A 23,439-nucleotide genomic window follows, 5' to 3' on the forward strand; every position below is an offset into this window, starting at 1 on the left:
CATCCTCGTCATGTTGGTCTTTAGTGATGGTCGTGCTGCGTGCTTTGCTCTTCTTCACCCAAGTTTAAAGTCGGGGTGTTGTCAAAGAAGTTCCAAGGTTTGATTAGGGTATAAACCCATTCTGTCGGCATAATTGGCCATTCTTCAGCACGTGCCACATGGGTTGTGCCTGTTGTCATCCACACCACAAGGTCTTTATTTTCAATATTTTCGTTGTTACCAATGAACTGTCCTAAGCCTGTATCATGAGTTGAACGGTTTGAATATTTCCCTTCAGGATAGCGTTCGTCTGGATTGTACTGAGTCACCCAAATTTGCTTATCCATAAAGTTCAAACGTTTAAATAACCATTCATCTTTAGAAAAATTAGCTCCTTTCGCCACAGGGTGTGTTCCACCTGCAAAAGGAATCAATTGGTAAGAAACCGGATTACCTAATTTATTTTCCTTATTGAAATTAGTCAGTAATCGAATGGTAGATGGATCAAACTTTTCAGCTGCATTTTGCTCATTGGTAATGACTTTACTGTCAATTTGCATTGAACTTGTACGAACACCACCTTTGTCATTGGCTTTCACTACAGGGTCCATATGCATAAAGCTGTTATTTTCCCCATCTACATCCATGTCTAAGCGGAAGTTATAGATGTGCTGATGCGTTGTACCCACAATATTATGGTCAATTAAAGTTCCATATTTGGTGTCTTCTTTGGCAGTACTGTCATGCATGGTGCGTGCTTTAACACCTTTAACAGCTTCAATACCCGTTGCACCCGCATTAATTCCAATTACACCATTTTGGGAAAATACCCAGTCAAACATGTAATCGTAGTTTCCAACTGTACTAATCCAGCGCACAACAAGTTCACGGCGTGCTTCACTCGCATCCTGATTGCCAAAAATTTCGTGATGTTTATATTCAGGTCCTGCATAACGTTCAAACACGGCAATGGCATTTGGAATCACTTGTGGCTGGCCTTTATAGTCTGCAATCACGGCATCAAGTAAAACTGCATTGTCGGGTGCATCTGTTCCCGGAAGAATAGATGAGGTAAGTGTTCCCATACCATATTCGCCAGAGTCTAAATAAGATTTGAAGTACCATCCAATATCAGGGTCACCATATGGAACCACCATTCCACCCAAGTTACCCTCATACATGACTTTACGCTTTACGCCCTTATCTTTATAAGTCACAGTTGAAAGCTGCAAGCCAACACGAGAATCTAACGCCACATGCAAACACCAGTTGCCCCAATGTATGGTTTGACCGGTAATGCTAAAGTTCTTACCCTCAGGTTCAGTAATATTGAGTGGTTTTAGCTTACTTGCTACGGGCTTATTCGACATATAAGGTCGATTTGCCATTGGCACAGGAATGATCGCACCTTCTTCAATCTTGATAATTTTTTCTTTATCTAAATCGACTACAGCAACTAGGTTCTCAATAGGATGCGCCCAATAGTTACCATCGCCGACATCGAGATAAGCAACGACTTTTAATATATTGAGTTGTTTATCCAGACCATCTTTACCGCCAAAATATCCAACAGTTAGCGGAGTAGCGATCACTTTCTTCACATCGGTAATACCGCGTTTGCGTAACGCGTCTTGATATTCTTTACTCGTCTCAATTACGCGCTGTACGGCTTCAAAATTATCAAGCAAAACCATACCGTGAGTATCTTTAAGTACATTCCATTTTGTGACTTGTTGAGTATTAAGATTAACTTCACCTTCAATCGCTTGATTGCCCTTTAATAAAATAAATGAGGCAATACGATCTTCTTTAAAATCTTTATGATTAATAAAGTAATCCCATACTTTGGCTTTTTCAGGTTCTTTAAGCTTTAACTCGGCAAAACGCATATTTTTATAGGCGTATTTCGAGCGGTTAATCACATCAAATGTCTTTTTAATTTCATCGGAATTTAAGCTATTGAGTGGATGAAACGTATTTTCAATTTTAAAGGTTTGATCTAACCCAGACTGGAAGACTTCGTTAAAAAAATCTTTTCCAATAACAGGCTTACCATCTTTGATTAATAACGGGACACTGAGTTTTAAAGGTTTGCCATTCACTAAAACCTGATTTGAGTTTGGCTTGGCTCTCACCACTATAGAACCTTTGGTAATTGTATAGGTATTGGTAAAGTCATCTTTAACAACTTTAGCGCCTTGCTCATTCATGTTCTGATAAAGTGAGACCATGTCGGCCTTTCCACCATGCGCAAACGCTTGAGTATTGAGTCCCCAAAAGCTTGCAGCGATTGATAAGTTAAGTGCCAGTATTTTTTGTATGTCATTCAATAATCGTTGTTTACGCATTGGTTTCATCCTTTTCATCTATCCCTGAACTATCTGAATCAGACAGTTAAAATGCACTTTCCTGTGAGTGAAATTCATTAGACCAACTTAATAGTTCTATGGTTATTAAGCTTATCTAACCTGTTCTAATGAATTTAATTTCAACACAGTTACATAGGGCTAGCTTGTTCAAGAATGACGTCGAATTTGTCTAAAAATGACATTAAAAGAAGAAGTATTTTAAACTGACATACCCTCTCTAAATTCTTTAGGAGAGATACCATAGGTCTTTTTAAAGATTTTTGAAAAATGAGCACCATCCCAAAACCCCCACTTCAAGGCAATTTGGGCAATCGAATTCTGTTTGTTCTTTTTATCGAGTAAATCTGCTTTGACTTTTTCTAGGCGTTTGAGCTGTATGTATTTGTTAATAGATAAATTTTCTTGAAGGAATAAACGGTAGAGATGTCGTAGTGATACTCCAATATGCTCTGCAATTAATTTAGGGGTTAAATCTGGTTTTGCTAAGTTCTCAATAATAAAACGCTCGGCTTTTTCCATCAGGTTATTTGAACTATTAATATTTTTATAATTGATTGTGGGTTTGATTAAAGCAATCAGCGCATCTTCAAAAGCATTACCATCTTCCGTTGCATACCAAAGTTTGATGTTTTCAGCAGACATATTTTTCAAAATATTCTTGAGTAAAAAACCACTCATATTTTGCGTAATCAGTTTTCCAAAATATTCGGTACTAATATTTTCTTTAAGTAATTTTTCACGCGACAGGTGCACTGAAATCTGACTCACCAAACCTTGCGGATACATCGAAATAGTTTCGACCGGGTCTACCAACACAATATCGCCTTCATTCAGACTTAGAGTCTCATTCTTATACTCGAGCAGCATTTTTCCCGAATACTGCAAAATCAAAAAACAAAAACGATTATTCACTCGATCTATTTCATCGGCTTTTCGGACAATTTTATTGGCATTATTTTTAATAAAAGCAATTTCGGTATCGCCCAATAAAAAGCACTGAACCTCACCAATGAATAAATTACGGGTTCCATCAAAATCGGTTTCAAAATTGCCGCACACATTTTTAATATGGTGCGTCCATGTGAGTAATGCATCACTTACATATTGGTTCATCCCTTACCTCTCTATACATGTGCCACCGCTCAAGATTTTGCGCTTGTGGTGGTGCACTGTCTTGGCATATTTGCAATCATGTTTTATTGATAAACAAATTGTGTGCCAAAAATTCCTTATCCGTGGAATTGTTTTGATGATAGTCAGCTAGATGTAAAGAAGCTGATAAATCAATTCAATTTATCAGCTTAATGGGGCTTATGCTACTCCCGCAAAATCTCGCAGCATGGTAATAAAAATATTCTTTTGTTCCTCAGAATACTTTTTAAACACCTCATTTTGGTGGCTATCGGCAATATCAAACAAATACTGCGCCGTTTGTTTGCCTTTTTCGGTCAGGGCGTACAAATTATCATGATCGACCAATAATCCTTCAAATTTTAGAATTTCAGCCGACCTTTCAACTTCTTGCATTGGCATAGCAATATCGCGCGGTAAATCTTCTTTACTTGAAGCAGTACCACTGGCCAAAACAAGCAAGAGACGAGATTCACTGGTACGAAAACCCGAAGCCATTTGCTTTGGAATATAGTCGGTTTGATAAGCTTTGAAAGCACGGCTCATTAAGTAGCAGACATTATTATATAAGTGCCCATAATGTGTTTGGTCTACGCCGCTCTGTTCAGTTTGCTTAACTTGAAGGCTCGGATGCGGCATGACACAAGAATATGCACCTTGATGGTAGACCAATGGGCTTCGACCTTGGTCATGGAAACGAACCACCTTACCAATAATAATCCAGTGATCACCGCCTTCAATAACCTGATAGCGTTCGCACTCAAACACCGCAGAACAATTTTCTAAGATGGGTGCACGTCCTGCACCGAGTTGAAAATTTGTGTCGGCAAATTTATCTATATTGCGTCTCGAAAACTTATTAGACAGCTCAATTTGCGTGCCCGATAAAATATTAACTGCAAAATGTGTTGCTTCTTCAAATACTGAAAAACTTGACGATTTTTTATCAATACTCCACAAAATAAGTGGTGGATCGAGTGATACCGAGTTAAAACTATTTGCGGTTACACCGACTTTCTCACCTTGTGCATTTTGTGCAGTAACAATGGTAACGCCTGTTGCAAAATTTCCTAATGCTCGTCGAAACTGTAGTGGATCGACCGTAAACTCATCTATTTGTTGTAATACATTCATCATCTTTCTCCTAAACCTTCTCTTACATCCATATAAATCGCGAGAGCATTAGATATCTAAAACTAATCTCGGTGTTTTAGAGCGTGAACAGCACACTAATATTTGCTCATTGCTGGCCTTTTCTTCGTCAGTAAAATAAACATCTCTGTGATCTGGTTCGCCTTCAATCACATCGCACATGCAGGTTCCACATACGCCTTGCTCGCATGACATTTCGATCTCGATGCCTTCTTTAGCCAAAGCCTGCAAAATGGTTTCACCAGCTTCGACCATAATGATTTTTCCACTTCGCTCAGCCACCACCTCAAATGAATCTCCTGACGTGTCTGTTTCGACTTGGAAATACTCTTTGTGGATTTGCTGCTCAGGAAAATCGTGAGTCGTGGCGAGATTAATCACCCAATCCATGAAACCGACTGGACCACAGGTATAAATATGACTTTCAGGGTCAATATCTTTAATGGCAGATTCAAAAAATGCTCTGTGGCTTGCGCCTTCAGATTTAAAATGGAAAGTTGTGTATTGTGCTAACACACCATTTTTAATTTCATCAACAAAAGCACATTTTTCAGGGCTAGCACCACAGTAGTGAAGCTCAAATGATGCACCTTCATGTGCAAGTTGATATGCCATCGTAATTAATGGCGTAATCCCGATTCCACCGCCAATCAATACACTGTGCTTGGCTTTTAAAAGTGGAAATAAATTTTTTGGCTCACTGACCTGAATTTGCATCCCATCTCTAATTTCATCAAATGCAGAAATCGAGCCGCCACGTGATTCAGGGTCACGTAAGATTCCAAGGCGAAACTTTCCTTCGTCATTTGGATTTTGGCAAAGCGAATATTGGCGCACCATACCATTCGGTAAGTGCACATCAATATGTGCACCGGGTTCAACCTTTGGTAATGCAGCAGAAGTTGCAGATTCAAACTCCATAACTGCAATATTTCCACCTTCCACATGGCGATTTTTAACGACAACATCATAAAGTGTAGTCATGATTTAACTCCCTTTTCATGGTTAAGCGATTGGCTTAACGCATGAATAAACCACCGTTAATATCCCATGTTGTGCCAGTCACAAAACTTGCATTTGGACTCGCAAGCAACCCACAAGTTTCAGCAATAAAATGCATACTTCCTAAGGCCTTAACCGGAATATTCTGGATGAACTGTTCCATTTTTTCGTCTGGCACCACACTATGAACGATTGGTGACTCCATTGGTCCCGGTGCAATCGCATTGACCGTAACACCTTTTGCCGCAAACTCTTTGGCAAAGATTTTGGTTAACGTCACAATGGCACCTTTGGTTGCCGCGTAGTGTGCACCCGTTGCAGTACCGCCGTTTTGTCCTGCTAACGACGCCATATTAATGATGCGTCCATAACCTTTTTTCGCCATATATTGGCCAATAATTTGACAAGCCTGAAAGGTGCCGCGTTGATTAACTTGGGTCACCCAATCAAAATCGGCTGCGGTAATTTCTAATACAGGCGTTGCTTTGGTGACGGTGGCATTGTTAATTAACACATCAAGTTTAGAAAATTTCTCTTCAATCCATTGCACCGCTGCATGAAAATCTGCCTCGACCGAAATATCCAGCTTTAAAGGAAACATATTTTGGGCATACTGACTTTGTGCCTTGGCATTTTCGGCTTTTTCAAGCGTACTGGCTGACAAAATCACTTGATGGCCTTGGCTCGCAAAATATTCAGCAATCACATTACCGAGTCCAGAAGCAGCACCTGTCACTAAAACAACCTGTTTCATGTTACCGCTCCTAAAGAATGTAGCTAATACCAGCCAAGGTATCTGTTGAGTTAACCAAGTTAATGATTTTACGGTTAATCTTAAAACCAGTATCGGCATCACGAGTTAGATGGTATGTAATATCGGCCGTGTAATGCTTGAGGTTTTCTTTACGGAATTCACGTAGGTTTTGAGCACAACGTAAAACGATTTCATCATTTTGATCTTGAATCACTCGTACTCGCGAAATACTGCGTACCGTATTCGCCTTTGGTGCTGTAGAAATTGCCTCACCATTTTCAAGACGCTCTACCCGTAACTTACGCATATGATTATCGTCATAGGCATAATTTAAGTTGTTTTCGTAGTCTGTGAGGTTCGGGTCAATCGGAATGATATAAATGCCCTTTTCACTCCATAAATTAAGCCATTCACGGTACTCGCTGTGGTCTAACATATCTGCTTCAGCCCAGATGAAAGCAGTGACTTCATTTAATAATTGCAGATTCATATTCATTGCTCTCTCCTTAAGCTGTCATCATCTTTTTCCATTGCTGATATGCTGCACGCATACCTGTTTCAGCACTGACATCACTTTTTAAGCCATCTTCAGTTTTGACTTCGCCCGGTAAACCGCGGTTGAGCATGATCCATAAATCATTACCGGCATTGGCACCGTGTTGCACGCGTTCCCAAGCCTCAGAGTCATCTGGCGTACCAAAACCAAATGGGCCTTGGAAATGTTCATGCAAACGTAAACGATATTGATTGGCAATTTGTGGACCGCCATCCATCGTAATCACCGAGTGATGAATTTCTGTTTCAGCAACTGAAATTGGCTGTAACACACGGAAGAACGCCATTGAGCACGCAATATTCGGAAATAAATTTAAGTTAAAGCCAGAACCACCGACGGCACGAACAATACGGCGTACTTCTAACTCTTCATGACCTTCATCACGCAAAGCTTGAGCCAAGTCTTCGAAACGCTCTTGAATTGGTCGCTCCATTAAGTCTTCTTCTAAATCGACCAGTTCAGGAATCATCACCATGACACTGTGACCATTACCTAAGTCTTCAACAAAGCCCGGCTGGTTTTCGAAGTTAAAGAGTTCTTCGGTTTTTTCATCTACAGAACTTAAGAATGACTTATGTACCAACGGGAAGTGATATGCATCGGTGGTATTTTCAAGCTGGATTTTCCAGTTACCCGGGAAACGGAAACGGTGTTCACCCAACACTTTAATTGGATAACCCGCACCTTGTTTCATAAACAGGTCAATCCATTTTTTCGCAGGCCCAAGGAACTCTTCAAGCGGTTGGATGTCTTCTTTAAATGAAGCGAAGATCATGCCGTTATATTCTTCTACCCGTAGACTCACCAGCGGTAATTCTGACTTATCTAAACAATCGCCGTAACTTTCCGGAGATGGCACACCACGTAAACTGCCATCAAGTGCATAACTCCAACCGTGATATGGGCATACAAAACTGTTAGTTTTTCCTTTTTTATGTTCACATACGGTTGCTGCACGGTGACGGCAACGGTTTAAAAGTACATGGACTTTCTTTTTACGGTCACGCACCACTACAACAGGCTGTTTACCGATATTAATGGTTTTATAGCTTCCGCCTTCTGGAATTTCGCTGGTATGCGCAACCCACACCCAAGTGCTATAAAAGATTTTTTCCATCTCTTCATCAAAAATGCGTTCATCTTTATAAAGAGAAGTATGGGCACGGTCACTTTTAACTAAAGCATCATAATCAATGCCAATGTTATGCGTTGGGATAATACTGTTCATATCAATAGTCCTTTTAAATATGTCCTGGGTCATTCCTGGGAAGGTACCGGCAACTCGGCTTCACTGTGCCAATGCGATACCGGACGACTGAAAATATTCTGTGTTTGGAAATGTTTAATTTTCCATGTTCCATCTGCTTGCTTCTGAAACTTCACCTTGAGCTTTGCTGCATTTAGATGACTACGGCCATCTTGAAAAGTTGAAGTTTGCAACATCAGCCATGAAGCATTTGCATCATTTTGATTTACATAAATTTGTTCTGAATTTACAAAGTGTGCATTCATGACAAAGTGAGATTCTTTTTGTGTATAGCGTTTGAACATGTCGTAAATCGACTGCCAAGAATCATAACGGCCAAAAGATTTGGCATATTTCTCACCAATACCTTCCCAAATACAGTCTTGATCAAAAAGATTCATCAACTCATAAAGATCTGTATTTGCATTGAGCTCGTCGCAGATTTCCATATAACGGTTTATGCAGTTACGAATGGCATTGTGTGCTTCCAACTGTTCTAGCCGTTCTATGATTTCTGCAATATTCACTTTGTCAGTCATTGCGGTCGCCTTAACGTTGAATAATCAATTCACGCCCAACACGAGCTTCAACTTTGCAATATTTCCAAAGTTTGTATGGCCCTTCACCCACTACGGTCGTTCTAAACAAGTTACAAGCTGCATGTACTGTCTCAATATCCGGAACATCTGCAAGCAAATAAGTGGTCCAAGGCCAGCCCGTACTTGCACCCACCATGCTTTGGTCATCATCAAGATTCCCAAAAACATGCACACCAGGTAGGTCATGAATGCCATTCCACATTTCACCAAATGCTGCCCAAACCGCTTTTGCTTCAGCAGGTTCTGCATCAAAAAAGTTCTGGTTAATACCCATGCAAAACAACACGCGTAATGGTTTTTTAGCTTCCATCTCAATATTCCTTTTTTAAAATTTAAACTTATAGATAACCAGGGGTTGGCTTTAACCCGAAACTGACTAAACCTGCATTTTGTAAAGTTGCATCACCCATAAAGGCATGCTGGGTCACCACGTTGGTGTCATTTACAAAACGGCTAAATGGATTGTTGGTATAAATCGCTGTCATACCCGCAAGCATTTGCATTTTTCGGGTGACTTTGGCGCAAACTCGCGCTGCATGGGTACATGCCAAACGCATATCGCTAATTTGTTCAGCAGTTGCTTCACGACCAGCAATAATTTCATTCCACACAATATCCATGGTTTGATAAAACCAAGACTTTGCCGCCTGAAACTCTGCATCAGCTTGAGCAAACTCATATTGAGTCACTGGGCGGTTTGCAATTTCTGACCCACCTGTAATAGATGCTTTACCCGGTGCTAATTTTTCAAATTCTTCTAATGCGGCAGCTGCAACCCCAATACCCACCACGGTTAATACTTGAGTCGCTAAAGACAGTGATGGATATTTAAAAAATGGCTCGCTGAGTTTTGAAGGTTCGCCACGTACAAAGGTCCATTTCTTTTCGACCAATACATCTTCAACCACCAAATCATGGCTTCCGGTACCTTTTAGGCCAACAGTGTCCCATGTCATTTCGATTTTGGCTTTGTTGGCAGGCATCACTGCCATGCGTGGTAAACCTTGCATTTCATTATTTTTAAGGGGTGAAATTCCCACGCCAACAATGTCAGCGCCCATACAACCACTTGAGAATTTCCAGCGTCCGCGCACCACCACACCTTCATCGGTAATTTCGGCAGGCTGCGGCGGAAAAATACCTCCGGCAAATACGACATCTGGCCCGTTTTGGTATAACTCTTTCAGCGTTTCTTCCGGCAAACTTCCTAAATACGCAGGACTCATACCGAAACTTGCTACCCAACCCACTGAACCATCAGCTTTAGATAAAGTTTCGATCAACTCACAAAACTGCCGTGGTGACCATTCTTCACCACCAAAACGTTTAGGCACTAAGGCACGGTAAACACCAATTTTTTTAAGTTTTTCGATAATGTCTTGGCTCACATAGGCCTGATTATCAAACTCACCTGCACAGGCACGCTCACGAATTTCTTGGCACAAAGCATCTAAATCAACTGCTTTGTCTTGAGAAGCAAACTCCATTTTAGACAACTTATTCATCATCTAACTCCTTGTAATTTATTGCATTGCATCAACACAAAATTTAGCTATTGCACATAATTGCTCATCTTTTTGATGCTTTGATACGATCTGTAAGCCCACAGGCAAACCTTCACTGGTTTCAAGTGGCACTGAAATGGCTGGATGTCCTGATAAATTAAATGGTCGAACTAAACCGGTTAGGTTCAAAAAAGCGACCGTGTTTTCAGCTTCAGAAACTTTTGGTGGAATTTGTGGAAGTGTCGGCAGAACCAATGCGTCATATTTTTCTAATAAAGCATCGAGTTCCTCTGTCAGTTGTGCTTTCACAACTTCTGCTTGTTTTACTTGCTCTAAAGTGGTTTGGGCTGCTTTTAATAAACGATTATTTACATCAGAACCAATTAAGCCTGTTTGGGTTAACTCACCAAAAGCTTGCCAGTTTTCATAGTTAATAATCTGCATGCCTGCATCATAAGCTGCTTCAAAATGTTCAACTTTTTCTAAAACGGTCTCTAAATTCGCTTTTTGAAGTGCTTGATAAATACAGTTCCAAACAACCTCATCTGCTTTGACATTGAGCAGCGCAAGTTTTGGTGTACGAGTGCATTCAGCCGGCTTAAAAGTTGGATCAATAATTTGCATAGCTTTTTCAATCATCTCGACTGAATTTGCAAAAGGACCAACGCAATCTAAAGAACTTGACGGCGGGTATACGCCTTCGCGACTTACCCGACCGAAAGTCGGTTTTAAACCATAAACTCCACAGCATGCAGCGGGCATACGGATAGAGCCGCCCGTGTCTGTCCCTAAAGTAAAGTCAGCTTGTTTAGCTGCAACTGCTGCGGCTGAACCACTTGAAGAGCCGCCCGGAATAAGTTCAGGATATTTAGGGTTAATAGGTGTACCAAAAGCGTGGTTAATGCCTGTAATTCCAAAAGCCAATTCGTGCAAATTTGTCTTGCCAATAATTTCGCAATCAGCTTTTAAGATGTTTTTAACTACCTCAGCATCATCATGTGCGGGTTCGACTTCTAATAAAGCTCTACTGCCAGCAATGGTTTTTAGACCTTGAATATCTATAGTGTCCTTCACCATCACCTTAAGTTTGCCGTTTCCTTTTTGCACACTTTGGCTAATAATATTCATTCACTTTTCCATGTATTTTTATCCATTAATTAAAATATCAGAAAATTTAATGGAATTGTCAAGTAATTTTTCTAATGTGTGTTCAAGGAAATATGCAAAATTTTGTTTATAATAGAATTACCCTTTTTTTACTAAGTTATTGCTTAGCTATGCTTGATCATTTAGAACAATTTCTTCCCAATAAAGAACCGTCGAGTATTCAAAACTTCCCCTTTTTCTGGATTTCCCAAGTTAATGGTAAATATTCACAACTTATTGAAAAATCTATAAAGAAACTTGGCATTGATAATACTCGCCGCAAAATTATTTTAAGTACCAATGCGCTTGGGGAAGCCAGTATCACTGACATTGCCAATCTTTCTACTTTAAAACTCACAACAGCAACAAAGGCTGTATATCGTTTGGTAGAAGATGGAATTGTGGAAGTCTACTCTTCTACCGCTGATGAACGGATTTCGATGGTGAAATTAACGGCCAAAGGTGTTGAGCTTGTTGAACAGATTAACCAAATTAGTGTGGTTACCTTAGCGGGGATCCTCAATGCTTTTTCAGAAGATGAACTGCATAATCTAAATCATCAGTTAAAAAAATTATTTGATCTCATGCCATCAAGTTAATTATTTCCATCGACACTAAATTAACTTGGCTCTAGAGCAGTTAAAGCTAGTCTTTCTTTAGCTGCTCACTATAAAAAATCTGCTATCAATAATAAAATTCATTAAATTCAAATATTTATAATAATTCACCCCTCCTAATAGCTCACTTAACATACTTTTTAGGTATCTAAACATACTCAACAAGTAATGGAATTTTACATATAAAAAGAAAATAATAATTCAATAATCTAGTCAGCATTACTATTTCCGTTTGTGTTAAGTCACCTTCTTCAAGGCCCCTTACCAAACCAAATTCAATCATTTCTAGCCGTTTCATAATTCATTTCAAATGGGGACGTATCAAAAATTTTGAGGATGAATAGAAGCTAGAGATCAATTTCTTTAAAGCGTTTTATACATAAGGATTAAGTGTATGAACCAAAGTAATATCGCTGTTGAAAGGACACAAAAGAAAACCAATGCATATGCATGGTATGTGGTCATACTTTGTATGTTGGCCTATATATTTTCATTTATTGACCGTCAAATTCTGGCGTTGATGATTGAACCCATCAAAGCAGACCTTCAACTTTCAGATACTCAATTTAGCTTGTTACATGGCCTTGCCTTTTCACTATTCTACGCTGTGATGGGCTTACCATTAGCCTATATTGCCGACCGTTTTTCCCGACCAAAACTGATTTCAATCGGGATTATTGTCTGGAGCTTAGCAACAGCAACTTGCGGTTTAAGTAAAAACTTTATTCAACTATTCCTAAGCCGTATGGCTGTGGGCGTTGGTGAAGCAGCTTTATCTCCAGCGGCCTATTCAATGTTTAGTGACATGTTCAGTAAAGACAAACTAGGCCGCGCGGTCGGGATCTATTCAATTGGTGCTTTCTTAGGTGGAGGTATCGCCTTTTTAGTTGGCGGTTATGTGATTAACTTGCTTAAAGGCGTGACACTCATTGAAGTTCCTTTATTAGGTGCACTCAAAGCATGGCAAATTGCCTTTTTAGTGGTGGGATTACCCGGCATTATTATTGGTTTGCTATTTATTTTGACAGTTAAAGACCCTGCACGTAAAGGACAGCAGCTCAACCAAAGCGGACAAGTTGACCAAGTTAAATTCACGCAGTGCCTACAGTTTATCAAGAAACATGCAAAAACTTTTGCTTGTCACTATTTAGGTTTTACCTTTTATGCAATGGCACTCTACAGCCTGACTAGTTGGACACCAGCATTTTATATTCGTAAGTTTCAACTCGCGCCGACTGAAACAGGCTATATGCTCGGCACTATATTGCTAGTTGCAAATACTTTAGGCGTGTTTTGTGCAGGATGGCTAAACGACTGGTTTATTAAAAAAGGACGCCAAGATGCACCGATGTTCACGGGGGTGATTGGTATTGTTGGCCTGATTATTCCAATTGCATTTTTCACCCAAACAGATCAACTCTGGCTTTCAGTAACTTTGCTCATTCCTGCAATGTTCTTTGCCTCTTTCCCACTTGTGATTTCGGCAACAGCATTGCAAATGTTAGCACCCAACCAATTTAGAGCACGCCTTTCTGCCCTATTCCTTTTGGTAAGTAACTTAATTGGACTAGGTGTTGGTACAACATTAGTCGCAATTATTACAGATAAGGTTTTTGGCAATCCATTAATGGTGGGTTCTTCTTTATCTATTGTGGGTGGTTTGTCCTGTGTACTGGCTTTGGCTCTACTTTTTAAAGGCTGTAAATCCTTTAGTGAAAGCATGAAGCTTGAAAAATTACATTAATTGAAGCAACAGCCACTTATAAAAACAGGAGTTCCCTTTAAACAATTTAGGGAACACCACACCAATATTTCACAATACGTAATGCCGAGGACTGGCATATATCTTGGAAATGGATTATGGAATTATTTCACCGTTTTAAACCACACACTTTAGCTTTTGCCACTTTATTTATTATGTGCAGCAGTTCTTGGGCTGCAAATCCAAATCAGCAAACTGAAGATGAGTGGAAATTCACTTTAAAAAATGCCTATATCAATCGTGATTTTGATAATGACGCCCTTAAAGATACCGGTAGTTGGTCTCAGGCAGCATCTTTATTTTATAAATCGAAAATGCATGACACTCCACTAGTCATAGCAGATAAACCTATTACGATTGGAGCTGACGCTTCCGTTCAATACGCCGTACGTTTGAGTTCAGACAAACATGTCGCAGATACAGTTTTGCCTTTTAATAAAGAAACGCAATCTCAAGCATCTGATTATCTAAAATACGGCGCGACTTTAAAACTAGGTTATGACAAAACACTTTTAAGTGTCGGTGAACTCTGGCTAGATTTACCTGTAACGGCTGTTGATGCTAGCCGCCAGTTACTCACCTCGTATTGGGGAACCAATCTTAAATCACAACTTTCAGATCAACTTTACGCAGAAATTGGCCGAGTGGAAAAAGTCTCGCCACGAAATGAAGAAGATTTTAAAAAGTTTTCGTTCACAGCAAATGGAATGACCAAAGAATCTGATGGCTTAAATTATATTGACCTGCGCTATCAGTTTACGCCGTCTTTGAAGGGCGAATATTATTTTGGTAATTTAGAAAATCTCTACAATAAACACTATGTAGGGCTTGAGCATACGTGGAAACAACCAACTTTTGCCCTGACCTCCAAATTTAAATACTTCAATGCAAAAGATGACGGCAATACTTTTGATATTGATGCCCAGAACATCGGTTTACTTGAAACCGTTAAAGTTAAAAACCACACCTTTGGCTTGGGGTACCAGCAAATTATGGGTGAATCAGCTTACCCTCTACCGGATGGATTCTTGCCAGAAACCTATTTCATTAACTGGAATGCTACAGGTTTCTTTAAAGAAGATGAAAAGTCTTACCATGTCATGTATGGCTATGACTTTAAAGATTACATTCCCGGCTTAAACGCAATGGTGAAATATGTTTACGGTCATGACTTTAAAGCAGCTAATGGTGAGAAAAACCACGAAACCGAGTCTAATGTGATTTTAAACTATGCATTTCAGCAACCTTTCCTAAAAGGTGTGGCCCTGCAATACATTCGGATTGACTACAACGTAAAACATGGTAATGACTTTGGTGAAGACCGTTTATTTGTTAATTACACCAAAAAATTCTAAATAAAAATTACCCCCTAAATCTTAGGGGGTAATTTTTTATCCTAATTTATTAACCAATCTCAAAGGTAAAACCTTCATGGCAATACTCATTGGTAACCACGGCCACTGCGGTACATAAGCTTTTACAGGTTGTTTTTCGATCGCTTTTACTAAAGCTTTACACCCTGTTTTGGCGTCAACTTCAAAAGGTAAATGTTTAGCACCTTCATTCATTTCGGTACGGATATAACCCGGGAAAATGGTTGAGACTTTAATTGGAGTATCTAGTAATTCAGCACGAATACCTTCAGCCAAGTGAGCGACCGCAGCTTTACTTGCCGCATAAGTCGATAAATGTTTTGGTAATCCGCGCATCGCACTCATGGATGACATCACCACCAAATGACCAGCGTTTTGCTCTCTAAAAATTTCAACTGCTGCTTCACACTGCGCTAAGGCAGAAATAAAGTTTGTTTCAGCTGTGGCTCTGTTAATTTCAAAATTACCTTTACCAATACGACGGCCATTTCCGACTCCCGCATTTACAATAATTCGGTCTAAATAGCCAAACTCTTGTTTAAAGGCTCGAAATACTTCAAAAACCTGATCGTAATTGGTGACGTCCAGACTTTTTGCAATTACTTTAATACCATACTGATTTTCCAGTTCAGTTTTTAAAGTTTCTAATCTGTCTAAACGGCGTGCACAAATCGCTAAGTTATAGCCTTTGGCTGCAAATTCATGCGCCATACCCGCGCCCAATCCAGAACTTGCACCTGTAATTAAAATTGTCTTTGCCATGCTTTTATCCTTATTTTAAATCCATGTCAGTAAATCTGGACGCTCAGCTTTTATAAAATGATGTTCATTTAAACTTAAAACCTGAGCTTCATTTCCAACCAAACGTAAAGTCGTGAGGCTTGTATTAGCAATTGCCCAATTCAATGCAAAAGTTCGATTAGGACTGAGTTCAAGCAGTTTTCCAATTGCTACAGAAATCACACCACCCGAGGTAAAAACAATTGCATAGCGAGGTTTGGTTTTTGCTAACTCATCACAAAGTTGCTGCAATGCTGTTTCGACTCTTTCTTTAAAATGTGGCCAAGACTCATCATATTCATGATGAAAATCACCATCTGTCCATCGTCCAATGGCACCTTCAAATATTTTGGCAAGATAAGCACGTGGGTTCTGTTCTTGCGCCACGTCAGCTTTTAACAGTTCAGGTTGTTCAAATCGCGGCTCATAACGGGCAAAAACCTGTTGATGGTTAAACTCATTCCATAAATTATTATGATGAATCACCGCATCTGGAAAGCATTCATTAAGTGCAAGCTTTGCAGTCTGCTCATGACGCTGCATAGTTCCAGCAACCACATAAGGTTGTTCTTTCAATATTTGCTTAAAATAACGACCTAACAAAGTCGCTTGAGCCTCGCCATTTTCAGACAGCTCATCATAGTTACTTTTACCAAACGATGCCTGTCCGTGTCTTACCAGATAAATTGTGGTCATCTTCTTAAAATACCCTGTATTTTCTGTAGAGATTGCTGAGCAAATTCAGATTCTTGCAATTTTTGCTGTGCGATAAGTTTTAAAGCTCGAATATGTAGCGCATGAATCACGATCCAGAAATCTTTAAATGCAGGATTTCGGGTTTGCTTGTGGTAATAACGGTAATAGATTTGCTGGGCAATCACGGCTAAACGGAATACACCGAAGACTTCATAAAAAGCCCAGTTTTCAGGCTCCAGACCTGTTTTTTGCAAATAATACTCAACAACTTCTTTGCGAGAGAACATTCCCTTTAAGTGAGTAGGCTGACGGCGTGTTGATCTAAAAATCATATTATCCGTTGGCTCAACCCAATAGGCCAAAGCGCTACCCAAATCCATTAATGGATCACCTAAGGTCGCCATTTCCCAATCCAGTACCCCAATCACTTCTGTTGGATGCTCTGGATCTAAAATCACATTATCAAAACGCCAATCATTATGAATAATACAAGTCGTAGAGTCTTGAGGGATATTATCATTTAACCATTTTCGGACATATTTAAATGAAGGAACGTTGATTGTACGGACTTTTTCATAGCGCTTATCCCAACCTTCAACTTGTCTACGGCAATATCCCGCACCTTTGCCTAGTTCAGCTAAAGGCGTGTTCTCATAAGGAACTTGATGTAACTCAATCAGCTTATCAATAACATTTACACAAAGCTCATGAACATTTTCTTCAGTAAAACCAAGCTCAGGCGGTAACTTTGCACGAGGAATAATGCCTTCAATGCGTTCCATGACATAAAAATCACAGCCAATGACCGATTCATCCTGACAAAGTGCCACCATTTTAGGAAGCACTGGATAATAAGGCGCAAGATTTTTTTGCACCATATATTCACGGGCCATATCGTGGGCCGACTTCGCTTTTGTTCCTTTTGGAGGACGTCGTAAAATTAAATCGGTATTTTCATACTTTAAACGATAAGTCCAATTCGACGCCCCACCTGTATATTGAGTAACGACTGCTGGGCCAACCAACTCAACACCTTGGTTTTTTAACCAGTTTTCAACTGCCCCAATATCAAGTTCTTCACCTTCACGTACTTCACCGCCTACATCAATTACCGACATATTTACTTCCTTTAAACTTATACTTTTTTATGACGACCAAAATAACCACGTTTGGCTAACTCTAATTTGGCAATCATGCCTTTATGTACTTCATCTGGACCATCAGCTAAACGTAAACTGCGTGCTTGGGCAAAGAAACCCGTTAATGGCGTATCTCTCGAAACGCCCGCACCGCCATGTAGCTGAATCGCCATATCGACTACTTTTTCTAATACACTTGGAGCCACTACTTTAATTGCAGATATTTCTGTTAAAGCAACCATATTTCCTAAAGTATCCATTTTATAAGCAGCATACAAGGTTAATAGTCTGGCTTGATCTATGGCTACCCTTGCATCAGCTACGCGTTCAAGGTTCCCACCAAGTTTTAAAATTTCTTTGCCAAACGCCGTTCTAGACATACCTCGATCAATCATAAGTTCTAGAGCTTTTTCAGCAGCTCCAATACAACGCATACAATGGTGAATACGCCCTGGCCCTAAACGACCTTGTGCAATCTCAAAACCTTGGCCCGCTCCACCAATAAAGTTTTCAAGAGGCACTCGAACATTATTAAAATGAACTTCACCATGTCCATGCGGTGCATCGTAGTCACCAAACACAGGTAACATCCGTTGAATTTTGACACCTGCTGTATCAATTGGTACTAAAACCATGGAGTGTTGATGGTGACGGTCTTTGGTTTCATCTGGAGTATGCGCCATAAAAATAATGACTTTAGCATTTGGGTCACCTAAACCAGACGACCACCACTTTTTGCCATTTAAAACAATTTCATTACCATCGATGAGCGCAGTCGCTTGCATATTGGTTGCATCGCTTGAAGCAACATCGGGTTCAGTCATACAAAAAACCGAACGAATTTTTCCGTCCAATAAAGGCTCTAACCATTGTTGTTTTTGCTGTTCACTGCCATAGCGCCATAACAATTCCATATTTCCTGTGTCTGGTGCATTACAGTTAAAAACGGTAGGTGCCAATAAGCTACGGCCAGTTAATTCAGCTATGTGCGCATATTCTTGAACAGTTAACCCTGCACCCAGCTTTTCATCGGGTAAAAACATATTCCAAAGACCAGCTTGCTTTGCTTTAGATTTCAAAGTTTCTAAAAGCTCAGGCCATTGCCATTTTTTCCAGTTTCCATCCGGATTTAACTCGTGAACTTCTTCCCAAAATTTTGCCTCGACAGGTTCTATTTCTTCTAAAATAAATTTTCTTGTTCGCTCGGTAAAATCCTGAGCTTTCTTTGAGAGTTCAAACATTCTTTTTCCTTTACATCATTATCTGGTCTTTACATCAACATAACTTGAAACTTAATATGAATGAAATGATTTTATTAAATAATACCTCATGAATAATATTCATAACCTGCATGGCCTAGACTTAAGTTTTTTCCATCGAATTGATATCAATTTATATCCGCTATTTATCGCAATTTATGAGCAAAAAAGTATTTCAAATGCGGCAAGCAGTCTCAATATTACGCAGTCGGCAGCAAGTCATGCTTTACAAAGATTACGCCAGCAACTTGAAGATGATGTATTCATACGTGTAGGCAATAAAATGTCTGCAACGCCTTTTGCAGAACAGATTTATCCAACTGTTAAGCAAGCACTTTTAACGATTCAAAATATTAGCCAACAGAAACATGTCTTTGATCCAACCAGTTTAAAAAGCTTAAAAATCGCCGTTCATGATGAGATTGAACCGATTATTCTTCCAAGGCTTGCTCAACATTTTCAAAATCTTAATTTAGATTTGCAGTTTGTCAGTATGAAGCTAGATCGAAAACACATCATGGCGGACTTAGCGACGCAGCAGCTCGATTTCGTGATTGACCTAGAACAATACTTATCTCCTAAAATTACCTTTGATCATTTGGTCACAGATGAGTTCGTCATTTGCAGCCCACTTAAAGAAGTCGATTTATCTCGTTATATTAATGGTCGACACATCGGTGTTTCATCACGCCGTACGGGTGCCTTACTTGAAGATATTTATTTAAACCAGCATCAGAAAATTTCAAGAAATGTATTTATGCGCTGTCAAAACTACTCAACAGCGTTACAAGTTTTGGGAGCTCAAGCCGACGCAATATTGACCATGCCTCGTATGATTTTGCAGCATTTATCTTATAGCCCTAAGATTCGGTTACATTCTCTACCTTTTGAGATGACCAATATTAAAATGGGTATGTTTTGGCACGAAGATTTAAGGGATAATTTAAGACATCAATTTTTGCGACATGAAATTATTAAACTTTTTCAGTAAAGCAAATTGATCTACTAAGCTTCTATCGTACAAGGACCAGTAATGAGTAAAGATGAACGGATAATCCAGAATCAGGACAACAAAAAAACGATTCGTCATGAAGATTACATTGCTGGCATCGGTAAAGGCATGGCGATTCTAGATAGCTTTAGCAGTAATCAACATCGTTTAAATATTTCTATGGCGGCTGAAAAAACTGGGCTCACCCGAGCGGCAGCAAGACGTCACTTATTAACTTTAGAATATTTAGGTTATCTTGAGTCAGATGGCCACTATTACTATTTAACTCCGAAAGTTCTTAAATTTTCAGGAGCTTATTTAGGTGCAGCTCAGCTTCCAAAAGTGTCCCAGCCTTTATTAAACCTTCTAACTAACCAGACTTCCCTTATTTATTCAGTGATGGTACTTGATGGTTATGAAGCCATCACCATTGCCCGTAGTGCTGCCCACCAACAAACTGACCGTGTAAATCCATATGGCTTGCATTTGGGTAACCGCTTACCTGCTCATGCGACATCGGCGGGTAAAATTTTACTGGCACATTTAAGCCAAGAGGAACAATTAGATTGGCTCCAAAAATATCCTCTTCAACGTCTAACCAAATATACACATGTTGAAAATGATAAATTTTTAGAGTTACTACAAGAGATTCGAGAACAAGATTGGTGTTATTCACGTGAAGAACACGAATTAGGTGTTCATGCGCTCGCCGTACCAATTTATGGACAAGACTTTAAAGTGGTTGCAGCTTTAAATATTGTCTCTCCGACCATGAAAACAACTGAAGAATATTTGGTTCAACACATTCTGCCTTTATTGCAAGAGACTTCGCGGGACTTAAGACAAGTTCTTTAAATCTTGCTTAGGCTATTTCCATAAGATTAATTTTATTTTTGCTTAGGCTATTTGAATAAATAAAATGGTCGGAATGTATGCTTAGGCTATTTCTAAAAGTAATTAAATGGGATTTTTAAATAGCGGATGCCATTCACTTCAGGTTCCGGAAAATTTCCACCGTTCATATTAATTTGAATTGAAGGCAGAATTAATTTTGGCATTGCCAAAGTAGCATCTCTTTCTTGACGCATTTTTATGAATGATTCTTTGGAAACTCGTCGATTTAAATGGATATTGCTTTGCTTTTGAGTTTTTATATCTGTTTGACAGATATATTCGTCACGGCCTTCGGGCTTATAATCATGGCATAGAAACATACGCATATCGTCAGGAAGTGTATAAAGCTTTTGTACCGAATCATAAAGTGCAGCAGCACTTCCTTTAGGAAAATCGCATCTGGCCGAACCATAATCGGGCATAAATAAAGTATCCCCGACAAAAACAGCATCACCAATCACATAGCTTAAGCAAGCAGGTGTATGCCCTGGTGTAGGAATGTTATAGGCATCTATTTCCCCTATTTTGAAATGTTCATAATCTTCAAATAGATAATCAAAAGGCTGATTTTCATTGAATTTCTTAAAATCAAAATTATAAATAGCCGAAAATGTTTCTTGTACTACCGAGATTTTTTGACTAATCGCAATTGTACCGCCCAATTTAGATTTTAAATATTGAGCCGCAGTCATATGGTCCGCATGTACATGGGTTTCTAAAATCCATTGTACTTTAAAGTTTTGCGCCAAGACATAATCGACGATCAGATCAGCATTAGTTGTTTTTGTAGTGGCCGAAGCAGCATCATAGTCAAGCACACTATCAATAATTGCGCATTGACGAGTCGCTAAATCCGCAACAACATAGCTAAAAGTATTGGTATTTTCATCAAAAAAATCTTTTACTAGAGGTTGTTGCATATCTTTAATTTCCTTTATTTAAAATTCGGTAAATAAACATTCCTACTAACATCGCGACAATAAAATAAAGTGCTTCAAAATGCCCTAATCCAATAAGAGTTAAAGCGGGCGCTGGACATATACCTGCTATTCCCCAGCCTATACCGAAAATAAAAGCGCCTACAATTAACCTTTGGTCAATCTGTGTATTTGTTGGTAATTGAATTTGTTCATTAAAAATCGTTTTTGGTTTTTTAATAGCCCTTTGAAACGGAATAAATGCCACAGCAATAGCACCTAGCATCACAAACATTAAGCTAATATCCCATTGTCCAAAAATATCTAGAAACCCTAAAACCTTTGCAGGGTTAGACATACCAGAAATCATTAACCCCAATGAAAACAAACCACCAAATATAAAAGCAAAGATATTTTTCATAAGATTACCCCAGCACATGGCGAATGGTATAAACAGTCAGCATGCCAGCAAACATAAAAACTGCGGTCGCTATTATTGAGCGTTTTGATAGCCTGCTCATTCCACAAATACCATGCCCACTTGTACAGCCTGATCCAAGTCGTGTACCAAAACCAACAAGTAGCCCTGCCAGAATAAGTACAAATGAATTGGCTTTAATTTCGATTTCAGGCTGATAGAAATAACCATATATAAAAGGTGTAATCACGAGTCCTGCAATGAACCAGAATGCAGAACTTTTAAATATATCTCTAGATGGGCTAATGAATTGAGCAAGCAAACCACTAATTCCAGCTATACGACCATTTATATATAAATACCCAACTGTTGCGATACCGAGTAATAAACCACCCACAAAGGCATAGACAATACTTGACATATAAGCACTCTTAACAATATATGTTTTTATAATCTGTATTATACGCTGATTCTTTTAGAAATACTTAATATAAAAATTTTAAGTTTATAATTCTTCTTAACAAGAAAAAACCCCAAGATTTTGGGGCTTTTATCATTAAATTAGATCTTTAATGCCTAATTGTTCAGGTAATTTTTCCATAACTTTATTTAATCTATTATTTGCTGGAGAGATACAACCTGTGTAATGGCTTAATTTTGTTTCTGTACCATTGGGTTGAATCCAGGTGATGTAATAGCTAGGCATATCGGTCGCAGTTTGCTGACAACCTGCAGTTTTAGATTGGGTTCCTGTTTGCGGACGATAAGTTTTTAATTCATCAGCAAGTTTTTGATAATCTTTTACGCTACCTTGAATTTCTTTAACGCCAATTGCTTTTGTATATTGCTTACCTTCAAAACGAATTAAACCTGTAGGTGTTACTTCTACTGAGTAAATTGGGCATGCGCCGAAACATGGACTAGAAGCATAACGAATGGTTTCTTGTGTATTAGGTGCTTGTTGAACAGAAGCACAACCCATTAAAGCCAAACCGGATAAAGTTGCAAGAACTAAAAATCTCATTACATCACCTATTATTATCAAGTGGCATTAATCTAACAAATCATATGCAAATTGTCATTAAAGACTCATTTTTCATAGTATTATTTGCTATTACTTAGGCTATTTTTAGTTATTAAGAAAATTAAAATAT

General features: G+C 39.0%; 24 protein-coding genes. 5 read left to right on the plus strand and 19 right to left on the minus strand.

Features of this window, described 5'->3' with window-relative positions:
* Nucleotides 1-20: 20 nt before the first annotated feature.
* From tynA to EGS71_RS03485, 11 genes are all read right to left on the minus strand, one after another.
* Nucleotides 21-2,336: a primary-amine oxidase gene (tynA, locus tag EGS71_RS03435; RefSeq protein ID WP_085944086.1), complete on the minus strand. Its 2,316-nt coding sequence runs from the start codon at nt 2,334-2,336 to the stop codon at nt 21-23.
* Nucleotides 2,337-2,546: 210 nt separating this feature from the next.
* A complete protein-coding gene (feaR, locus tag EGS71_RS03440) occupies nt 2,547-3,461 on the minus strand; it encodes a transcriptional regulator FeaR (RefSeq protein ID WP_001077864.1) in 915 nt (304 codons plus the stop codon).
* 198 nt (nt 3,462-3,659) lie between these two features.
* Nucleotides 3,660-4,616 (minus strand): p-hydroxyphenylacetate 3-hydroxylase reductase component, encoded by a 957-nt coding sequence (locus EGS71_RS03445; RefSeq protein WP_002010270.1) that lies wholly within the window; start codon nt 4,614-4,616, stop codon nt 3,660-3,662.
* A gap of 45 nt (nt 4,617-4,661) precedes the next feature.
* Nucleotides 4,662-5,615, minus strand: a complete 954-nt coding sequence (locus tag EGS71_RS03450) for a PDR/VanB family oxidoreductase (RefSeq protein ID WP_000210295.1) — start codon at nt 5,613-5,615, stop codon at nt 4,662-4,664.
* Between the two features lie 34 nt (nt 5,616-5,649).
* Nucleotides 5,650-6,387: an SDR family NAD(P)-dependent oxidoreductase gene (locus EGS71_RS03455; protein WP_000815906.1), complete on the minus strand. Its 738-nt coding sequence runs from the start codon at nt 6,385-6,387 to the stop codon at nt 5,650-5,652.
* Between the two features lie 10 nt (nt 6,388-6,397).
* Nucleotides 6,398-6,883 (minus strand): aromatic-ring-hydroxylating dioxygenase subunit beta, encoded by a 486-nt coding sequence (locus tag EGS71_RS03460; protein WP_001056942.1) that lies wholly within the window; start codon nt 6,881-6,883, stop codon nt 6,398-6,400.
* A 10-nt stretch (nt 6,884-6,893) separates the two neighbouring features.
* Complete coding sequence (locus EGS71_RS03465; RefSeq protein WP_001084472.1) at nt 6,894-8,171, minus strand: aromatic ring-hydroxylating oxygenase subunit alpha; 1,278 nt, start codon at nt 8,169-8,171, stop codon at nt 6,894-6,896.
* A gap of 29 nt (nt 8,172-8,200) precedes the next feature.
* A complete protein-coding gene (locus tag EGS71_RS03470) occupies nt 8,201-8,728 on the minus strand; it encodes a nuclear transport factor 2 family protein (protein ID WP_000130500.1) in 528 nt (175 codons plus the stop codon).
* Between the two features lie 10 nt (nt 8,729-8,738).
* Nucleotides 8,739-9,098, minus strand: a complete 360-nt coding sequence (locus EGS71_RS03475) for a hypothetical protein (RefSeq protein ID WP_000387550.1) — start codon at nt 9,096-9,098, stop codon at nt 8,739-8,741.
* 28 nt (nt 9,099-9,126) lie between these two features.
* A complete protein-coding gene (locus tag EGS71_RS03480; RefSeq protein ID WP_060706136.1) occupies nt 9,127-10,275 on the minus strand; it encodes an acyl-CoA dehydrogenase family protein in 1,149 nt (382 codons plus the stop codon).
* A 36-nt stretch (nt 10,276-10,311) separates the two neighbouring features.
* A complete protein-coding gene (locus tag EGS71_RS03485; protein ID WP_001021598.1) occupies nt 10,312-11,421 on the minus strand; it encodes an amidase in 1,110 nt (369 codons plus the stop codon).
* Nucleotides 11,422-11,570: 149 nt separating this feature from the next.
* Here EGS71_RS03485 and EGS71_RS03490 point away from each other — a divergent pair, with 149 nt between their 5' ends.
* From EGS71_RS03490 to EGS71_RS03500, 3 genes are all read left to right on the plus strand, one after another.
* Nucleotides 11,571-12,038: a MarR family winged helix-turn-helix transcriptional regulator gene (locus EGS71_RS03490; RefSeq protein WP_000884019.1), complete on the plus strand. Its 468-nt coding sequence runs from the start codon at nt 11,571-11,573 to the stop codon at nt 12,036-12,038.
* Between the two features lie 412 nt (nt 12,039-12,450).
* Entirely contained in the window at nt 12,451-13,800 is a 1,350-nt protein-coding gene (locus tag EGS71_RS03495) for a spinster family MFS transporter (RefSeq protein WP_001076618.1), read from the plus strand.
* Between the two features lie 116 nt (nt 13,801-13,916).
* A complete protein-coding gene (locus tag EGS71_RS03500) occupies nt 13,917-15,173 on the plus strand; it encodes an OprD family outer membrane porin (RefSeq protein ID WP_000418526.1) in 1,257 nt (418 codons plus the stop codon).
* Between the two features lie 36 nt (nt 15,174-15,209).
* Here the strand turns inward: EGS71_RS03500 and EGS71_RS03505 are convergent, their stop codons facing one another.
* From EGS71_RS03505 to EGS71_RS03520, 4 genes are read right to left on the minus strand one after another with little or no spacing between them, the layout of a single operon-like run.
* Nucleotides 15,210-15,953, minus strand: coding sequence for an SDR family oxidoreductase (locus EGS71_RS03505; protein WP_001140457.1), 744 nt, complete (start codon nt 15,951-15,953; stop codon nt 15,210-15,212).
* Nucleotides 15,954-15,968: 15 nt separating this feature from the next.
* On the minus strand, nt 15,969-16,667 hold the full coding sequence (locus EGS71_RS03510) for a histidine phosphatase family protein (RefSeq protein WP_000208324.1): 699 nt from the start codon (nt 16,665-16,667) through the stop codon (nt 15,969-15,971).
* Nucleotides 16,664-17,785: a phosphotransferase family protein gene (locus tag EGS71_RS03515; RefSeq protein ID WP_000110883.1), complete on the minus strand. Its 1,122-nt coding sequence runs from the start codon at nt 17,783-17,785 to the stop codon at nt 16,664-16,666. The genes EGS71_RS03510 and EGS71_RS03515 overlap by 4 nt, the downstream gene beginning before the upstream one ends.
* Nucleotides 17,786-17,802: 17 nt before the next feature.
* Nucleotides 17,803-19,047 carry an acyl-CoA dehydrogenase family protein gene (locus EGS71_RS03520; protein ID WP_000462477.1) on the minus strand — a complete coding sequence of 415 codons (1,245 nt, stop codon included), beginning with the start codon at nt 19,045-19,047 and terminating at the stop codon, nt 17,803-17,805.
* Nucleotides 19,048-19,135: 88 nt separating this feature from the next.
* On the opposite strand from EGS71_RS03520, the gene EGS71_RS03525 reads away from it, so the two are divergent.
* Together EGS71_RS03525 and pcaU are read left to right on the plus strand one after the other, a co-directional pair.
* Nucleotides 19,136-20,056, plus strand: coding sequence for a LysR family transcriptional regulator (locus EGS71_RS03525; protein WP_001059556.1), 921 nt, complete (start codon nt 19,136-19,138; stop codon nt 20,054-20,056).
* Between the two features lie 42 nt (nt 20,057-20,098).
* Entirely contained in the window at nt 20,099-20,911 is an 813-nt protein-coding gene (gene pcaU, locus EGS71_RS03530) for an IclR family transcriptional regulator PcaU (RefSeq protein WP_000030964.1), read from the plus strand.
* Nucleotides 20,912-21,003: 92 nt separating this feature from the next.
* On the opposite strand, the gene EGS71_RS03535 is transcribed toward pcaU, so the two are convergent.
* The 4 genes from EGS71_RS03535 to EGS71_RS03550 form a co-directional block, all read right to left on the minus strand.
* A complete protein-coding gene (locus EGS71_RS03535) occupies nt 21,004-21,870 on the minus strand; it encodes an MBL fold metallo-hydrolase (protein ID WP_001187024.1) in 867 nt (288 codons plus the stop codon).
* 4 nt (nt 21,871-21,874) lie between these two features.
* Nucleotides 21,875-22,288, minus strand: a complete 414-nt coding sequence (locus tag EGS71_RS03540) for a DUF6691 family protein (protein WP_000789128.1) — start codon at nt 22,286-22,288, stop codon at nt 21,875-21,877.
* A 4-nt stretch (nt 22,289-22,292) separates the two neighbouring features.
* Complete coding sequence (locus EGS71_RS03545; protein WP_000095340.1) at nt 22,293-22,706, minus strand: YeeE/YedE family protein; 414 nt, start codon at nt 22,704-22,706, stop codon at nt 22,293-22,295.
* A gap of 135 nt (nt 22,707-22,841) precedes the next feature.
* Nucleotides 22,842-23,309 carry a DUF6438 domain-containing protein gene (locus tag EGS71_RS03550; protein WP_001211835.1) on the minus strand — a complete coding sequence of 156 codons (468 nt, stop codon included), beginning with the start codon at nt 23,307-23,309 and terminating at the stop codon, nt 22,842-22,844.
* Nucleotides 23,310-23,439 lie beyond the last annotated feature (130 nt).

The sequence above is a fragment of the Acinetobacter sp. FDAARGOS_559 genome, assembly GCF_003940475.1.
Classification (GTDB): Bacteria; Pseudomonadota; Gammaproteobacteria; order Pseudomonadales; family Moraxellaceae; genus Acinetobacter; species Acinetobacter baumannii.

Excerpts from the sequence above, each read along its gene's own strand:
- tynA (WP_085944086.1), bottom strand. The coding sequence starts at position 2,336 with ATGAAACCAATGCGTAAACAACGATTATTGAATGACATACAAAAAATA.
- feaR (WP_001077864.1), bottom strand. The coding sequence starts at position 3,461 with ATGAACCAATATGTAAGTGATGCATTACTCACATGGACGCACCATATT.
- EGS71_RS03445 (WP_002010270.1), bottom strand. The coding sequence starts at position 4,616 with ATGATGAATGTATTACAACAAATAGATGAGTTTACGGTCGATCCACTA.
- EGS71_RS03450 (WP_000210295.1), bottom strand. The coding sequence starts at position 5,615 with ATGACTACACTTTATGATGTTGTCGTTAAAAATCGCCATGTGGAAGGT.
- EGS71_RS03455 (WP_000815906.1), bottom strand. The coding sequence starts at position 6,387 with ATGAAACAGGTTGTTTTAGTGACAGGTGCTGCTTCTGGACTCGGTAAT.
- EGS71_RS03460 (WP_001056942.1), bottom strand. The coding sequence starts at position 6,883 with ATGAATATGAATCTGCAATTATTAAATGAAGTCACTGCTTTCATCTGG.
- EGS71_RS03465 (WP_001084472.1), bottom strand. The coding sequence starts at position 8,171 with ATGAACAGTATTATCCCAACGCATAACATTGGCATTGATTATGATGCT.
- EGS71_RS03470 (WP_000130500.1), bottom strand. The coding sequence starts at position 8,728 with ATGACTGACAAAGTGAATATTGCAGAAATCATAGAACGGCTAGAACAG.
- EGS71_RS03475 (WP_000387550.1), bottom strand. The coding sequence starts at position 9,098 with ATGGAAGCTAAAAAACCATTACGCGTGTTGTTTTGCATGGGTATTAAC.
- EGS71_RS03480 (WP_060706136.1), bottom strand. The coding sequence starts at position 10,275 with ATGGAGTTTGCTTCTCAAGACAAAGCAGTTGATTTAGATGCTTTGTGC.
- EGS71_RS03485 (WP_001021598.1), bottom strand. The coding sequence starts at position 11,421 with ATGAATATTATTAGCCAAAGTGTGCAAAAAGGAAACGGCAAACTTAAG.
- EGS71_RS03490 (WP_000884019.1), top strand. The coding sequence starts at position 11,571 with ATGCTTGATCATTTAGAACAATTTCTTCCCAATAAAGAACCGTCGAGT.
- EGS71_RS03495 (WP_001076618.1), top strand. The coding sequence starts at position 12,451 with ATGAACCAAAGTAATATCGCTGTTGAAAGGACACAAAAGAAAACCAAT.
- EGS71_RS03500 (WP_000418526.1), top strand. The coding sequence starts at position 13,917 with ATGGAATTATTTCACCGTTTTAAACCACACACTTTAGCTTTTGCCACT.
- EGS71_RS03505 (WP_001140457.1), bottom strand. The coding sequence starts at position 15,953 with ATGGCAAAGACAATTTTAATTACAGGTGCAAGTTCTGGATTGGGCGCG.
- EGS71_RS03510 (WP_000208324.1), bottom strand. The coding sequence starts at position 16,667 with ATGACCACAATTTATCTGGTAAGACACGGACAGGCATCGTTTGGTAAA.
- EGS71_RS03515 (WP_000110883.1), bottom strand. The coding sequence starts at position 17,785 with ATGTCGGTAATTGATGTAGGCGGTGAAGTACGTGAAGGTGAAGAACTT.
- EGS71_RS03520 (WP_000462477.1), bottom strand. The coding sequence starts at position 19,047 with ATGTTTGAACTCTCAAAGAAAGCTCAGGATTTTACCGAGCGAACAAGA.
- EGS71_RS03525 (WP_001059556.1), top strand. The coding sequence starts at position 19,136 with ATGAATAATATTCATAACCTGCATGGCCTAGACTTAAGTTTTTTCCAT.
- pcaU (WP_000030964.1), top strand. The coding sequence starts at position 20,099 with ATGAGTAAAGATGAACGGATAATCCAGAATCAGGACAACAAAAAAACG.
- EGS71_RS03535 (WP_001187024.1), bottom strand. The coding sequence starts at position 21,870 with ATGCAACAACCTCTAGTAAAAGATTTTTTTGATGAAAATACCAATACT.
- EGS71_RS03540 (WP_000789128.1), bottom strand. The coding sequence starts at position 22,288 with ATGAAAAATATCTTTGCTTTTATATTTGGTGGTTTGTTTTCATTGGGG.
- EGS71_RS03545 (WP_000095340.1), bottom strand. The coding sequence starts at position 22,706 with ATGTCAAGTATTGTCTATGCCTTTGTGGGTGGTTTATTACTCGGTATC.
- EGS71_RS03550 (WP_001211835.1), bottom strand. The coding sequence starts at position 23,309 with ATGAGATTTTTAGTTCTTGCAACTTTATCCGGTTTGGCTTTAATGGGT.